At 53.2% G+C, this 14,409-nt stretch carries 12 protein-coding genes; 8 read left to right on the forward strand and 4 right to left on the reverse strand.

The genetic code is table 11. The features are described 5' to 3' along the window. The 5 genes from Q0294_RS20555 to Q0294_RS20575 form a co-directional block, all read left to right on the forward strand. Positions 1-699 (forward strand): ABC transporter ATP-binding protein (locus tag Q0294_RS20555; RefSeq protein WP_299469197.1); only part of this gene is annotated, 699 nt, incomplete at its 5' end. 293 nt (positions 700-992) lie between these two features. Beyond that, positions 993-1,412: a manganese-binding transcriptional regulator MntR gene (mntR, locus tag Q0294_RS20560; protein WP_299469199.1), complete on the forward strand. Its 420-nt coding sequence runs from the start codon at positions 993-995 to the stop codon at positions 1,410-1,412. A gap of 128 nt (positions 1,413-1,540) precedes the next feature. Next, positions 1,541-3,016 (forward strand): sulfatase, encoded by a 1,476-nt coding sequence (locus Q0294_RS20565; RefSeq protein ID WP_299469201.1) that lies wholly within the window; start codon positions 1,541-1,543, stop codon positions 3,014-3,016. A 99-nt stretch (positions 3,017-3,115) separates the two neighbouring features. Then, complete coding sequence (locus tag Q0294_RS20570; RefSeq protein ID WP_299469203.1) at positions 3,116-4,072, forward strand: amidohydrolase family protein; 957 nt, start codon at positions 3,116-3,118, stop codon at positions 4,070-4,072. A gap of 244 nt (positions 4,073-4,316) precedes the next feature. After that, a complete protein-coding gene (locus Q0294_RS20575) occupies positions 4,317-5,726 on the forward strand; it encodes a DUF1501 domain-containing protein (protein WP_299469205.1) in 1,410 nt (469 codons plus the stop codon). Here Q0294_RS20575 and Q0294_RS20580 read toward each other — a convergent pair. The 3 genes from Q0294_RS20580 to Q0294_RS20590 form a co-directional block, all read right to left on the reverse strand. Continuing rightward, a complete protein-coding gene (locus Q0294_RS20580; RefSeq protein WP_299469207.1) occupies positions 5,723-7,171 on the reverse strand; it encodes a sulfatase in 1,449 nt (482 codons plus the stop codon). The genes Q0294_RS20575 and Q0294_RS20580 overlap by 4 nt on opposite strands. Before the next feature lie 14 nt (positions 7,172-7,185). Then, positions 7,186-8,388 (reverse strand): hypothetical protein, encoded by a 1,203-nt coding sequence (locus Q0294_RS20585; RefSeq protein WP_299469209.1) that lies wholly within the window; start codon positions 8,386-8,388, stop codon positions 7,186-7,188. Positions 8,389-8,772: 384 nt separating this feature from the next. Continuing rightward, positions 8,773-9,930: a hypothetical protein gene (locus Q0294_RS20590; RefSeq protein ID WP_299469210.1), complete on the reverse strand. Its 1,158-nt coding sequence runs from the start codon at positions 9,928-9,930 to the stop codon at positions 8,773-8,775. Positions 9,931-10,284: 354 nt separating this feature from the next. Between Q0294_RS20590 and Q0294_RS20595 the strand changes: the two genes are divergently transcribed. From Q0294_RS20595 to Q0294_RS20605, 3 genes are all read left to right on the forward strand, one after another. Further along, positions 10,285-11,130, forward strand: coding sequence for a glycerophosphodiester phosphodiesterase family protein (locus tag Q0294_RS20595; protein ID WP_299469211.1), 846 nt, complete (start codon positions 10,285-10,287; stop codon positions 11,128-11,130). A 195-nt stretch (positions 11,131-11,325) separates the two neighbouring features. After that, positions 11,326-11,544 carry a hypothetical protein gene (locus tag Q0294_RS20600; RefSeq protein ID WP_299469212.1) on the forward strand — a complete coding sequence of 73 codons (219 nt, stop codon included), beginning with the start codon at positions 11,326-11,328 and terminating at the stop codon, positions 11,542-11,544. Between the two features lie 186 nt (positions 11,545-11,730). Next, positions 11,731-13,101: a DUF1501 domain-containing protein gene (locus tag Q0294_RS20605; RefSeq protein WP_299469213.1), complete on the forward strand. Its 1,371-nt coding sequence runs from the start codon at positions 11,731-11,733 to the stop codon at positions 13,099-13,101. A gap of 62 nt (positions 13,102-13,163) precedes the next feature. On the opposite strand, the gene Q0294_RS20610 is transcribed toward Q0294_RS20605, so the two are convergent. Next, positions 13,164-13,922 (reverse strand): HNH endonuclease, encoded by a 759-nt coding sequence (locus tag Q0294_RS20610; protein WP_299469214.1) that lies wholly within the window; start codon positions 13,920-13,922, stop codon positions 13,164-13,166. Between the last annotated feature and the right edge of the window lie 487 nt (positions 13,923-14,409).

The following is a 14,409-nucleotide window of genomic DNA, read 5'->3' on the forward strand; positions in this document are numbered from 1 at the left end:
TCGATGTTACAGTTAGAATCTGTTCGAAAAATTTATCGCAACAAGAAGCAGGATGAAGTGGTCGCTCTGAATACCACAAACCTGGAAATTCCGCGTGGCGATTATGTCGCCATCATCGGACCCAGCGGCAGTGGCAAAACGACGCTGCTCTCTATTCTGGGCGCGATGTCGGCTCCGTCAGAAGGGCGTATTCTGCTCGATGGAGAATCAGTCTACGATTTGCCAATCGAATCACGGGCGGCGTTGCGGCAGAATCAGATCGGCTTTGTGTTTCAGACATTCAATCTGATTCCTTATCTGACGGCGATGGAAAATGTGCAGGTGCCGATGCTGCTGGCGAAGAAAAATTCTGAGCATCAGCAGCAACGGGCAGAAGAACTGCTGCACAAAGTCGGTCTGCAGGATCGCATGTTTCACAAACCGGCCGAATTGAGTGTCGGTCAGCAGCAGCGCGTCGCGCTGGCACGCATGCTGGCCAATGATCCGGCGATGATTCTGGCCGATGAACCTACGGGCAATCTCGATCCGGCGACGAAAGATCAGGTCATGGGGTTTCTGGCTCAGTTCAACGCAGAAGGCCGCACGATCGTGATGGTGACACACGATCTCTCAGCCGCCAAATGTGCGAAACGAACCCTGAGCTTAACAGACGGGACGATTCATTCTGCAAAGAAAGACAGCTTACTCAAGTCAGCGTAAGCCGGTTTTGTTGCTAATCTATATTAACCTCGGGTGCTCTCAACATTGGAGAGTGCCCGAGGTTTTTTGTTTGTGAAAAAATGATTGTGTCAGTACCACTTTCTGAGCGGCACGGCGCCAGCCGCCGTTTTTTGTGGACCAAAACCGGTTTCGTTTAACGGTGGCTGGGGCCATTCCGCTCATTTACTAATTCGCATGCCATGATATTTCATTCCGTCTGGACTGTAAAAGGATCGTAAATCAGGGTAAGATATTGCCCCACATATTTTTAATGAGACCAAAGGCACTCCAGGATGGCAAAAAAACAGACGCCCAAGAATCAGCACGAGCGCACGCGTGTGGATCATGCTACGGAAATTGCGGAAGACTATGTCGAAGCCATTGCCGAATTCATCGAAGAGCAGGGGGTCTGCCGGGTCAAAGATCTTGCGGAATATTTCGCCGTGAGTCATGTCACCGTGAATCGCACGGTGGCCCGTCTGCAGCGCGATGGTTACGCCACGACAGAGCCTTACAGTCCGGTCGAATTAACCAGTAAAGGGGCCAAACTGGCGAAAGATTCCCGCCGACGTCATGAAATCGTGCTGAGTTTCCTGGTCGCGATGGGCGTCAGTGAAGTAACCGCATCGACCGACGCCGAAGGCATTGAGCACCACGTCAGTCCCGAAACGCTGAGCATGATGGAAGCCTTCATTTCGAAGGCCCATCGTTAAGCAGTGGCTCTTCCGGGTATTGAAAAACTTCGCCTCGAGTCCGGCTTTCTTTGCTGAAATCGGTTTCGTCGTCTGATAGGATAATATCTCACAGTGAGAGCCGTCCTTTATTACAACGGAGCGAATTCATGATCCACAGCCTCGGTCGATCCATCTCAAGCGTTTTCTGTTTTGTATTCTTGATTCAATGCACGACATCAATTTCGTCTGCCGCAGAAACGAAACCCAACGTCCTGTTTCTGATCTGTGATGATTTGAACTGTGATCTGGGCTGTTATGGTCATCCGCAGGTGCAGTCTCCGAATATTGATCAGCTTGCGCAGCGGGGGGTGCGGTTTCAGAATGCCTACTGTCAATACCCGCTGTGTGGGCCGAGCCGGGCGTCGTTCATGACGGGCATGTACCCCGATCAGACGCTGATTCACCGGAACGCCATCTATGTCCGCGAACATGTTCCCAACGTGCAGACCATGTCGCAGATGTTTCGCAATCAGGGTTACTTCGCCACCCGTGTGGGAAAAATCTATCACTACAATGTTCCCAAACATATCGGGACCGGAGGACATGATGACCCCTTTTCCTGGAATCAGACCTTCAATCCTCGTGGACGAGATGTTGACGATGAAGACCTGATCTTCAGCCTGACCCCCGGCAGCTTTGGCGGCACTCTCAGTTGGCTCGCCGCCGACGGGACCGACGCCGAACAGACCGACGGCATCGCCGCCGACACCGCGATTCAACAACTCAAACAGTTTGCGAAAAGTAAACAACCCTTCTTCCTCGCGGTCGGCCTGTATCGACCGCACACGCCTTATGTCGCTCCGAAAATCTATTTCGAAAAGTATCCGACAGAGCAGATCAACGTCCCTCAAATTCCGGACGGTTATCTCGATACGATTCCTCTGCCGGCCCGCAAATCGGTGAACCGCAAAAAGGATCAGATCAATCTGCCAGACAAACTGGCACGCCAGGCGATTCAGGCGTATTACGCTTCGATCACCTTCGCCGACGCCCAGATCGGACACATTCTCGCTGCCTTGAAAGAAACGGGCCTGGATGAAAATACGATTGTCGTTTTCACGTCTGATCACGGTTATCATATGGGGGAACACGGGCACTGGCAGAAAACCACGCTGTTTGAAAACGCCGCCCACGTCCCGCTGATTTTCGCCGGCCCCGGTGTGACTGCCAAAGGGCAGACTGCTACTTCTCCTGCGGAAATGGTCGATTTTTATCCGACGCTGGCAGAATTATGCAGCCTGAAAACTCCGCCGTCATTGTCAGGCATCAGTCAGGTTCCGACACTCAAAGATGCGACAGCCGCTTCACGCAAAACCGCGTTAACACAGTATGAAAATGGATACAGCCTGCGCACGCCCAGCTTCCGTTACACCGAATGGGGCGAGAATGGCAGCGAAGGTGTCGAACTCTATGATCACAGTAACGATGCCGCCGAAATGAAAAATCTGGCAGAGGATCCGGAGACAAAACTGCTGCGCGACGAATTATCACAGATCCTGCACGCACGCATTCAACACGCCAAGCAGACACCTAAAGGCGTCAAACAAATCAAAATCGAAAACCGTCGCCGCGTTCCCCGTTAAATCGGATTCCGGCCTTGTAATTCCTGCGGCAGTTGTTTTGAATGGAAAGTGCGCGAGTTGTGGACCTTCCTTCAAACCACCCACCCACAGGAATGCAGCATGAACTTATCCCGACGTGAATTTTCGAAATCCCTGTTCCTCACCGGCCTCGGTTGTGCCGCCGGTTTAGGACCCGTCCGCAAGATCAAAGCCGCTGATCCGAACATCAAAGCGGGCACTGGGATCATTGACGTCCACACCCACATCGGCACTTATACCGACCCGAAAAAGAATCTGTCACCCGAAGCGTTATTGAGTTGGATGGACGAGTTTCAGATCGAAAAATCGGTCGTCATGCCTTTGACGTCACCCGAATCCACCAAATACCTGCAGACCACCGAATCCGTTCTGGCAGCTGCCAAAGCGTATCCGGATCGGATCATTCCGTTCTGTTCTGTCGACCCGCGCACCACACATGCCGGCAGCGTCAAAGCTCTGGTCGGCATGATTCAAGCCTGGGTCGATCAGGGGGCGAAAGGCTTCGGCGAACACAAAGTCGGTCTGGATTTTGATGATCCTTTGATGATGCGCGTCTACGAAGCCTGCCAGGAAGTCGGCATTCCTCTATTATTTCACATCGATAACATTCGCGGCAAAGATGTGCCCGGTCTCAAGCGACTGGAGAATGCGCTGAAAACATTCCCCGAACTCAATTTCATCGGTCACGGTCCCGGCTGGTGGGCCTCGATTTCCGGCGGTCTGACTCCCAAAGAACTGGGCGGTTATCCCACATCAAAAGTCAAACCGGGAGGCGCCATCGATGACTTGATGACCCGTTATCCGAATATCTACGGCGATCTTTCCGCCGGTTCCGGTGCGAACGCCATCTCCCGCGACATGGTGTTCGGACAGGAATTCCTGGTGCGTCGACAAGATCGCATTCTGTTCGGCACCGATTATCTGGCACCGGGACAGCAGGTTCCCCAGTTCGAACTCTTCCAGAAAATCGAAATTCCCGACGCCGTCCGCACCAAAATCTACCGTGAAAACGCGATCAAGCTCCTCAAATTGACTTAAATACGCCGGAATACACCGGCTTGAATGTGTTCACTTGGATATATTGTGAGTTTTATTAATAATAGAATGAAAATTCCCGTTGTTGTTTCCGATCATATTTGTGTATGCTGATGCATATACGGGTCCCTGCCTGAGCCGCTCACCACAGAGGGAAGAGAGAAACAGGTCTTCTTTATATCAGAAGCTGTTTTTATCTAAGCCTAATAAATAATCGAATCGCCGATTTAATCACGGGAGAATTCGGATGTCCCAACCAGTCCCTATTCCAAATAATCCACACGGCCGACATCACCAGAGTGGCAGTCCGTTTTCTGCATTCGCCCCCGGTGCGGATCTGATTCGCAGCGGCAGCCGTCGCTGGTTTCTCCAGACAGGGATGGCAGGTTTCGCGGGGCTGACGCTTCCCGAATTACTCAAGCGACAGGCAACAGCGGCACCTCAGGCCCAGGTCTCTCAGAAAGTTCAAGCGAAGTCCGTGATTATGATCTGGCTTTCGGGCGGACCCAGTCAGCTTGATATGTGGGATTTGAAACCGCAGGCACCGACAGAAATCCGGGGGCCCTTTAATCCGATCGCGACTTCCGTGAATGGGATTGAGATCTGCGAGCATATGCCCCTGCAGGCCGCCATGATGGATAAGTTCGCCATCATTCGTTCGATGGATGCCAGCACCAGTAATCATACACCAACCACGTTTCAGGCCGCTAATCCTAAATCACAACGCACGAATGACAACCGCGACGGCGGCGGGTATCCCTCGATGGGTTCGGTGGCGGCTAAATTTCGCGGACCGAATGTTCCCGGCATGCCTGGTTTCGTGGCACTCGCCGATAGTATGGCGGCAGACATTTACGGTGCCGGTCATCTGGGGCATCGTTATGAACCCTTAGACGGCGTCAAAGCGGCAGGCAAGTTTGGGATGCCCGATGGTGTCACAACGTCCCGCCTGAGTGACCGTGAAACATTACGCCGCCAGTTTGACCAACTGCGAAAACATACAGAGCTCTCGCCCGAACTTTCCCTGCAGGATCGCTATGTGCAGGAAGCTTACGACATGGTCCTCTCGGGCAATGTCGCCAAAGCCTTTGATGTGAACCTCGAACCGCAAAAGGTCCGGGAGAAGTACGGCAGCCATTCGTTCGGACAGAAATCGCTGCTGGCCCGCCGCCTCGTCGAAGCCGGCGTGACCTTCATTACAATGAGCGATGCCTGGGGCCACTGGGATCATCACGGCGATGAAGTCCAATGGGGCGGCATTGAGAAAGGTCTCAAGCCGATGCTGCCAGTCTTCGATCACGGAATCGCTACTCTCGTCAGCGATCTGGATGAGCGGGGCCTGCTCGATTCAACGCTCGTGCTCGTGCTCGGCGAATTCGGCCGCGGGCCGGTCATTACCAAAACCAACGGCCGTGGTCACTGGACCCCGGTGATGTCGATGCTCGCAGCGGGTGCGGGTGTGCCCGGCGGTCAGGTAATCGGCGCCACAGATCGACGCGGCGGTGAAATTGCCGAACGACGTCTGGGACCGGGAGACCTCGGTGCGACCGTCTTCAAGAAACTGGGCATCGATCCCTATGGACACTGGATCAAACCGGGCGGACGTCCCACACCACTGGTCGAAGGACCTTCCGCCCCGATTGTGGAACTCGGTTAATCCGTTTTGGGCTGATCCGTAATAATATCCGTCGCAAACCGCGCCTGCATGTTCTGCAGCATCTGTTTCAGTTGTGTACCCAGCTGCGCCGTGAGCTGGGGCTGACGCAAGCTCAAGTCTTGCTGCTCGCTGGGATCGCTGCGCAAATCGTACAACTCCCGTTTTCCCGATTCATAAAACTTTAGCAGTTTCCAGTCCCCCACACGAATCGCAGACACCGGTCGCGTCTTGCTGACCGCGAAGTCGTTCACGCCGATTGTTTCTTTCGCTTTCGTGTATCCCTTCTCCGGATGGTAATAGGGAAAATGCCAGGTCAGTGCGCGGCTCGGCCAGTCTTCCGATTTGTCTTCGAATAAGGGCACGAGACTTTTGCCGTCCAAAGTCAGATCAGCACAGTCCCCGCCTGCGACTTCGCAGAAGGTGGGAAACAGATCAACGCCGCTGACGGGAACCGCACACACCGAGTCAGCAGCGACATGTTTTGGCCAGCGCACCAGAAATGGCACACGGATGCCCGCTTCATACAGGTTCCATTTGCTCCCGCGCAGCGGTCCGTTGTCTGCATACTCGGGATGACCGCCGTTATCGGATGTGAAAACTACCAGCGTCGAATCGCGCAGACCATTCTGATCTAACGCAGCCAGCACCTGTCCGACGTAATGATCCAGCGTTTCAACGAACGCGCCGTAATGCGTGCGAAGTTTCGGATCGCCCGGACCGGCGGCCGCTTTATCTGCATATTTTTTTACCAGCCAGTCGGTCGGCGAGCGGACCGGCGTATGTACGTGAAAGTAAGACAGATACAGAAAAAACGGTTTGTCCCGGGGTTGTTTCAGAAATTGAATCGCGTTCTCCGTCACCGCGTCCGGCGGAAATTCGTCTTTTTGAAAATCGCCCGGTTTCCAGTCGAACTGTTTCGCATACGGATGACTGCCGAAGGTTTCGACGGCTGTCTGAAAACCCTGCTGTTTCGGGCCATGCGTCGGACTCCAGCCGAGATACGCTTTGTAATGTTCGCTGACGTGCCATTTCCCGAAGAAGCCGGTCGCGTAGTGTGCCTGCTGCAGCATTTCCCCCAGCGTGATCTCTTTCAATGGGAGGTCCCGTGTATACGGAGGCGGCAGCAAATCCCGAAACGGCGGGTCTGTTCTGGCAGGTTTCGTGACAAATTCAAAATGCAGCCGCGCGGGAGTTTTTCCGGTCAGAATTGCCGCCCGCGAAGCAGAGCAGATGGGGGCCGGCGAGTAGGCGTTCGTAAATTTCATACCTTCCGACGCCAGCCGATCCAGGTGCGGCGTGTCGGCCAGTGTGCCACCATAACAGGCGAGATCCTTCCAGCCGAGGTCGTCGGCCAGGATGAACACAATGTTGGGTTGTTCGGCTGCAGGGGACGCGGGGACGCACAAACACAGAAACAGTAAAACGAAGGCGGAGCGCTGCAGCATCAGAGAACCTTTGATTATTTCGAGATGAGAAATTCCCGCGTGACAAATTCACCGACTTCGGGAGCCGTGGGTTCTGTTTGCGAAAGATCAATGGCAAACGGACGCGCGATGCTGTTACCCGCCAGATCTTCCAGCACCGTGCCAACCACGAGTTGGTAGCGACCCGCCTGCCACGGTTTTTCCGGAACGAATCGCCAGATCGATTCCTGCGCGGCGAGTTCGATTTTTCCTGGCACAGGCTCTCCGTTCGCGTTTTTGATGGCCAACTGACTGCGGAGCAACGCATAATCGAGTGGCTCGCCCAACTCGCAGACGAGCGGCTCAAGAGTTCCCGGTCGGGGCGTGTTGAATTTCCATTCTGCGATCTTCGGCTGACGTTCATCCATCGTGACGGCTTTGAATTCTTTTTTGATCTCTGTCCCGAGCGGATGGCCGGACAAAGCGGCCCATTTCGGGTTGATGCGTAATTCATATTCGTCACCCGCATTCAGAATCGCCCCCAGTTCGACGTTCAGATTTACGCCCACCTTCTGTCGGCCGGGATGAAACCAGAGTGTCAATTGTCTGCCGTCGGGAGACCAGAGTTCGGTATGCCGAAACGGGCGGGGCACCTGTTGGTTCTGCGATTTGTTGAACAGCGAAAAGTATTCAAAGATCTCCCCCTGCTGCATCGGCTCGGAAAATTGAATATAGAATTTCAGATGATTCGCAGGCAGTTGTTTTCCTGACGGATAAATCGCCAGTACGCGCGGCGGCTGGGAATCGGGCAGGGGAATCACATACGTTTTGCTCAAACGTTGATCCGGTTTTTTCGTGGTCAGTTTCAATACGCCGGGATTAAAGACTGCCTGATAACGCCCGCCCCACACCAGCGGAAACGCGGGCTTGAATTCCAGACGCCGATCTTTGATTTGATAGCGGCCCAACATCGTCGGCAGTTTACCGTTGGTCTGAGATTCCTGTTTCAGTGAGAGCACACGCTGGAACTGTTCCTCGTCTGCCATTTTCAGAGTTGTCCAGAATCGTTCCTCTGCAGCCGTTACCACGAACAGACAGAGCCGGGGATCAGTTTCGTTTGCTTCAATTGAGAGTTGAAACAGTTCATTGTCAGGCGCACCGGCTGCCCTTGTTTGATCAATCAAGGGCACTGTTCCAAACAGGAAGAGCAACACAAAGGAGAGTGGTCTCGACTTTAGAAACGCGTGCCATTTAGCCATGAGATTTCACTACCTGTGAGCGGCACGGCGCTAGCCGCCGTTTGTGTGTTGGGAACCTGGTTCAAAAACGGTGGCTAGCGCCATTCCGCTCAGATTTGTTGCTGCAGTGGTAAAAAACAGACTCTTTCCCGCTTCTGAAACCGAACAAAAAAAACTTGAATTCAGATACAGACATTCCTTACAGAATTCGAAAAACGCATTGCTCACTCTCACTCATGAGCGGTACGGCGCTAGCCGCCGTTTGTGTGTTGGGAACCTGGTTCAAAAACGGTGGCTAGCGCCATTCCGCTCATGTTTTTTGAAAGCACTATCAAAACAGGCTCTTTTCTACACTTGGTCAGAACAGAAAAGAGCCTGTGAATCAGACACAACATTCCATTTCCATTACGGCAGTTGTGCAATTTCCAGATCGAGGTGCCCGTCATTATCACGCAGCACGACGATTTCTTTCTTGTCCAGTTTGTCGATATGCACGGCACCGGCGAGTTGATCGACGATTTCAATTCCGTCCGGACCTTTCGTCTGCTTCACATCGCGGCGGGCGGCTTCTTCGTTCACATTTTCCGCGTCAAGGTAATCCATGTTGACGCGCACACCCCACCATTTGCTCGGACCGTACATGCTCTTTTTCCAGTGGAAGCGGAACGAGTTGGTCAGCAGCCATTCCTTGCCGTCACTTTCGTAGGTCAGCATGTCCAGCGGACGATTGCCCGAACCGAGTTCGACCACGCTTGTTCCTTTGACTTTGCTGCCCGACTGCAGTTCATCCAGCGGAAACTTGGCGATCGGCGTGCAGGCAAACGCACCGACGATGTAATTCTTGCCTTTATTGGAATATGGGACGAACGATTGAATCGGCGCTTTGGTTTCCCATTTCTTATGGGCCACATGATACGTTTCGGCGCTGTAAATGTCGGCTGAGGTTCCATGCGTTAACGGCAGGGGAATCGAATAGATTTTGTTCGCGAACTCTTCATTCGACTGGGCAGCCGCTAATAGGCGATCGCTGGCCAGCGCGACGCCGGTAATGTTGCGAATTTTGGACTCTTCACCGCCGGGCAGAGCGACCTGAATGTAATCGACTTCCGCCAGATCAAAGTTTTTCACTTTGCCTTGGGCGTCGATCACGAGGATCGCCGGCTGTCCGTCCGTTTTACGATTCACGGACAGATAAACTTTGCCGCTTTGTGAATTGACGGCCATGTCGGCAATCTCGATCTGATCCGGTTCGACACCTAAACTGGCGGCGACCGCGATATCAATCTGAGGAACTTTCCGTTCGAGTTTTTTCAGAGGTCCCACGTCGTGCGTGTCGATGACCGTAATCGTCGCTTTCGCAGGGTCCGCCACCACCAGCAAGCCGCCGGGACCAAATGTGATTTTGCCAACCGATTTAAAACCGGGATTTCCCTGCTGCACATCTTTGAGATACTTGCTCGCCGCATCTTTGGTCACACCGGCGTGAGCCGTCTGGCCTCCTGTGAGCAGCAGCATGAGCGCCACAACACAAACGCCTGCTTTCATGATTCTCGATCTGATCATCAGCCTGGTTCCTGAAAAAAGAAACTTGAAATATCGGGAATCCTTCCCCTCCAACGTAACTCAATCCTAATTCTTCCCATTTTGAGAGTCAACGAATTTGTGGATTTCGTAACCGATTGCTCCGATTCTGCATGTCGTAAAAACAGGCGGATTGGTGAAACAAAGCCAGAATCGGCTCGAATATCGCAAGATCTTTCCTCGCGTTTGCTGCAAACCTCGATTCGTGAAGTTTTCTTAAAGACCCACACGATTCGACACGGTGATCTTATCAGCCGCTTGGAATTGACTGTTGTCTGTGTCATGATAAACGCATTCCTGACCCCCGCCGCACAAATCGTTTCGGAGTGATTGCTGATGAAGTTGTTTTCGCTGTTCGTGCTTACGGTCTATTTTCTGACTGCGAATACAGTGACCGCCGCAGAGGAACATCAGGTCCCCACATTTTTACAGAACGGCGTGACCGCACACCGGGGTAATTCCGGCGAGTTTCCGGAGAACACCATGCCCGCGTTTCGGAGTGGTATTGAGGTCAGTGCGGACTGGCTGGAACTGGATCTCTTTCTCACGAAAGAGGGCAAACTCGTCGTCACACACGACAAAACCACCGGGCGGGTCGGCGACAAAGATCTGACTGTTGCGGACACCACATACGCCGAACTGAAAACCGTCGATGTCGCAACCGACTTTCGCAAACGTCATCACAAAACAAAACGGGAATGCCCGCCCGAGCAGATGCCGCTGCTCGCAGACGTTTTAAAACTGGTCAGGCAGCAGCACCGCACGCGCGTCTCACTGCAACCCAAAGCAGACTGTGTGAAAGAAGCGATCGCGCTGGTGAAGCAGCTCAAAATGGAACCCTGGGTCGGTTTCAATGACGGCAGTCTGATCTATATGTCGCAAGTCAAACAGCTCGCGCCGGAAATTCCCGTATTCTGGGATCGCGGTGCCGACACGAATATTGAGGATGACATCAAGATCGCCCAAGCGCGCGGCTTCGAAGCCCTGGTCCTGAATTATCAGGGCGTCACCCCGGAGAAGATCCGGAAAATCAAAGCTGCCGGCCTCGAAGTCGGCGCCTGGACCGTCAGCGATCCGGAGTTAATGCAGCAAATGTTGCAGCAGGGGGTCGAACGCCTTTACACCGACGAACCACGGTTGCTGCTGAAGTTGAAACGGGAGCGACACTCCGGCGAAAAATGAGAACATGGCCCCTGAGTCGACTTTCTGAAAGCCGGTCGCTCATCTTGAGTCACTCACAGGGGCAATTCAACGCGCCGGAACGTTTTAACTGAGTGTCTCACAAAGTTGCTTCATCCGAAATGAATTGCCACATAAGATTACTTCGAATTTATCTGGGATGCATGAGGCTTCTCTCATGTACGCGCATGGTTGATCATGCAATCTGAAGACGGGCTGTCTGTCTTCTTGACGCCAGTCCTGCATGAATTTGTTTTGGGTCGCGCGGTAATGCCTCAGATACTTGTCGTTGAAGATCAAATGAATCTCCTGCGGAGTATTAATACCGGCATGCCTCTGGATCTGCTGGTGGAGCAGGAACCGATCGTTCCTTCGTCGCAGCAGAATCGTGGCAAAGAAACCGGGGAGTTTGAATGACGTGCTGGACGAGAGGGTGCGTGCGTTGTTAAAATAAAACTCTGTCCGGGCCTGAATCGAGTTCAGGCTCCCAATGCCTAAGGCAAGTGTCAGAAAAACGGAGTCCGTTTCCATAGTCTGAAACTACGATTCCGGATTGATGAGAACTTGTTCGACTGGCGACCCTCGAGGAACAGGAAATCGACCATGAATGACAGTATGTCAGAGCGCCGATTGTCACGACGTGAATTACTGCGTGCGGGTGGGCTGGGCACCATCGGAATTTCGCTGCCTCAGTTGTTGTCGTCACGCGCTTCGAGAGCGCAAAGTGTGGTCGATGGTCTGACGCCGAAAGCGGATGCCTGTATCATCATATTTCTGAATGGCGGGCCCAGCCATCTCGATATGTGGGACATGAAGCCGTCCGGACCGATTGAAATTCGCGGAGAGTTCGACCCGATTGCCACCTCACTCGACGGAGTCAACGTGTGCGAACATCTGCCGCTCCTGGCCCGACAGATGCATCATGTGACGCTGGTGCGGTCGATGAATCACAGTGTCAATAATTCCCACGCCGCGGCTGTGTACGCCGCACTTACCGGCCATGATCGCGGCGAACAGGGGGGCGGTGCCAAACCGAATGATCATCCCTCCCCAGGTGCCGTCCTTGCCAAGCTGCGTCCCACACCCTCCGGCTCGCTCCCCTATATTACACTCCCTTATAAAACGAAAGAGGGAGCCGCCGGACCTTTACAACCTGGCTTTCTGGCCGGTTTCATGGGCGCGACATACGATCCGTTCTGGGTCCTCGACGATCCCAACGCACCTCAATTTCATGTCCGCAATCTGGCGCTGCCGGCAGGTCTGGCACAGGAGCGAATGAACGCCCGCCGCGGCCTGCTGTCATCGCTCGATCGTGGTTTGGGAGTGGATGCAGATCAGACGCTGGCCTCGATGGACGATTTTCAGAGGCAGGCATTTGATCTGCTGACGTCGAACCAGGCACAACGGGCATTCAAACTGACCGAAGAACCTGACGTCGTGCGTGATCGTTATGGCAGAAATATTTACGGACAAAGCGTGCTGCTGGCGCGGCGACTGATCGAAGCGAAAACGCGCGTGGTGACGATGTCGTGGGCGCCGCACGCCAACGCCACATGGGACACGCACGGCCAGAATTTTAATGCTCTGAAAACAACCTTGTTGCCGCAGTTTGATGCCGCCTGCAGCAGTCTGATTGAAGACCTCGCACAGCGCGGGTTATTGGAACGAACCCTGGTCGCTGTACTGGGTGATTTTGGACGCACCCCCAAAATCAACAACAACGCCGGCCGCGATCATTGGAATTCCTGCTACTCAATCCTGCTGGCCGGCGGCGGTTTCAAATCCGGCTTTGTATACGGTGCCAGCGACCGCTCGGGTGCAACGCCCACGCACAGCCCGGTCTCTCCCGGCGATATCGTGGCGACCATTTATCGCCAGCTCGGCGTCGACCACCACCACATGCTGTACGACACGCTCAACCGCCCCCACACCGTCGTCCCCGAAGCCCGCATCATTCACGATCTCATCGCCTGATCGCCAGCAGACAAACATCAAACACCCGCACCGAATAAAGTTACATTGCTAAAACGCGAGGGTTATGCAACAAAGATTTGATTTCTGTGTCCCTGAAGACAGACCTGATCTGGAAGGAACCGCGATGGAAAGTGGATTTGCTTGCCCTCATATGGTTTGAAGAACCGGCTCATTGCATCAACCGTCAAAGAATCTCGCAGTAGTTGAGAATAGATCAGGCGGTATTCCTCATCCAGTGTAATCAGACCGCGATCGAAGGCTTTGTCGTGGAGGGCGTTCAGGCAGAGCCCATTGTGAGGATCTGCTCTTTTGGTTGGATCTTCACTCCAGGGAATAATGTGGCTTGCAATGAGTAATTCTTTGATTCCGATGTTCGTCACACAGCAGCGGTAGTCATAGGAAGCCAAAACGGTCGAACGAAAGAATTGCTGGGCACGCCGGACTTTCGTAACGCGAGTCGATTCGGTTTCGCCTCCAAACTGCGGCTGTTCCTCAACAAAGACCTCTGCAGGCTGAAGGTGATACTCCCTTTCGAGACGCAGACTCTCATCCGCAAGTCCTTCCCAGTCAGAGTGGAATTCCTGCCAGATTGCTCGGTCAGATTTCGAAGCACCTGAAAGTCCTTTGACACCTCGTTCCTGCTGGACCGGGTCAAGAGACGCCAGATTGCAGAGCTTCATGCCAACACTGGAGGGCGTTCGCTGAATGCTTTCAGCCAGTTGAATGACTTCGGGATTTCCTTTGTGAAACTTCCCGAAAGGTAAGCGACAATAAAGGCTCATCGCCAGAATCAGTTCGTCACGAGTCCAGTTACGTGCCATGAAGGATTTGCCCAGGAAGAGTTGCCAGGATCAATTGTCATTCTCATCATAATCGAGGACTAAATGGTGTCGGAAAACCTTTCGTGTTTGGTGATTAAAAAATGCCGTTGAGTTTACTTTCATTTTCGGTACTTCCAAACCCATCCAGAGTAGCATCCCGATACCACAAACTACCTTCTGAGGAAACACAGGTACAGGCCACATATAAAAAAAGCCGTTGATCTGTAAATTACAGATCAACGGCTTTGATTAAAAGCGGAGAGGGGGGGACTCTCCGCCTGGGTGGTTTCAAAACTGATTTCAACGCGACGAAAATAAACCTAATGGTGCGTAACTCATTGAAAATAAAACAGTTGCTTACTTCGATGTTTTATCGGTTCTGCAACCACACACTTCGTTCAGCTGTTTGGTGTTTGCACCAATTGTGCACCAGCGGTGCACCAACGGTGCACCAACCGAACTTAAACATCCTGACCACCTTCAGGTA

Source organism: uncultured Gimesia sp., assembly GCF_937919775.1.
Taxonomy (GTDB): domain Bacteria; phylum Planctomycetota; class Planctomycetia; order Planctomycetales; family Planctomycetaceae; genus Gimesia.

Coding starts and splice junctions, on each gene's coding strand:
- mntR (WP_299469199.1), top strand. CDS start 993: ATGGCAAAAAAACAGACGCCCAAGAATCAGCACGAGCGCACGCGTGTG.
- Q0294_RS20565 (WP_299469201.1), top strand. CDS start 1,541: ATGATCCACAGCCTCGGTCGATCCATCTCAAGCGTTTTCTGTTTTGTA.
- Q0294_RS20570 (WP_299469203.1), top strand. CDS start 3,116: ATGAACTTATCCCGACGTGAATTTTCGAAATCCCTGTTCCTCACCGGC.
- Q0294_RS20575 (WP_299469205.1), top strand. CDS start 4,317: ATGTCCCAACCAGTCCCTATTCCAAATAATCCACACGGCCGACATCAC.
- Q0294_RS20580 (WP_299469207.1), bottom strand. CDS start 7,171: ATGCTGCAGCGCTCCGCCTTCGTTTTACTGTTTCTGTGTTTGTGCGTC.
- Q0294_RS20585 (WP_299469209.1), bottom strand. CDS start 8,388: ATGGCTAAATGGCACGCGTTTCTAAAGTCGAGACCACTCTCCTTTGTG.
- Q0294_RS20590 (WP_299469210.1), bottom strand. CDS start 9,930: ATGATCAGATCGAGAATCATGAAAGCAGGCGTTTGTGTTGTGGCGCTC.
- Q0294_RS20595 (WP_299469211.1), top strand. CDS start 10,285: ATGAAGTTGTTTTCGCTGTTCGTGCTTACGGTCTATTTTCTGACTGCG.
- Q0294_RS20600 (WP_299469212.1), top strand. CDS start 11,326: ATGCAATCTGAAGACGGGCTGTCTGTCTTCTTGACGCCAGTCCTGCAT.
- Q0294_RS20605 (WP_299469213.1), top strand. CDS start 11,731: ATGAATGACAGTATGTCAGAGCGCCGATTGTCACGACGTGAATTACTG.
- Q0294_RS20610 (WP_299469214.1), bottom strand. CDS start 13,922: ATGGCACGTAACTGGACTCGTGACGAACTGATTCTGGCGATGAGCCTT.